Origin of the sequence: Altererythrobacter lutimaris (assembly GCF_013371495.1) — a bacterium.
In the GTDB taxonomy this organism is placed as follows: Bacteria; Pseudomonadota; Alphaproteobacteria; order Sphingomonadales; family Sphingomonadaceae; genus Erythrobacter; species Erythrobacter lutimaris_A.
This window is the reverse complement of sequence record NZ_JABWTA010000018.1, coordinates 1-479: the sequence shown is the minus strand read 5'-3', so window position 1 is coordinate 479 and position 479 is coordinate 1. Positions and strand designations below refer to the sequence as shown.

Genomic DNA, 479 nt, shown 5'->3' with positions numbered 1-479 from the left:
GTGAAATATTTGCCTTTGTAAGTGATGAAATAGGTCTGCACGAACCGCTCATGATCGCCGTCAACGGTCCGCATCTTGCCCGGCCAGCTGCTCGCGATGGCCAGATTGCCCTCGTTCGCGCCCTCCAGCAGATTGCCGTCCGCGTCGAGCAGCTGCGGCTCGATGCCGAAAAACGGTTTGCCCGCGCTGCCCGGCTTCATGTCATGCGCATGGGGCAGGGTGGTAATCATGACGCCGCCGGTTTCGGTCTGCCACCAGCTATCGACGATGTCGCAACGCCCGCCGCCGACCACGCGGTGATACCAGTTCCAGGCCTCCGGATTGATCGGCTCACCCACCGTGCCGAGCAGCCGCAGGCGGGACAGATCGTGGCGCTTCACCGGCTCCTCCCCCTCGCGCATCAGCGCGCGGATCGTGGTGGGCGCGGTGGGCGCGGTGTAGAACACGGTGACGCCCAGCCGCTCGCAAGCGAGCATGGC

At 65.1% G+C, this 479-nt stretch carries 1 protein-coding gene; it reads right to left on the bottom strand.

What is annotated here, in order from left to right:
* Nucleotides 1-479 (bottom strand): AMP-binding protein (locus tag HUO12_RS14350; RefSeq protein WP_176274497.1); only part of this gene is annotated, 479 nt, incomplete at both ends.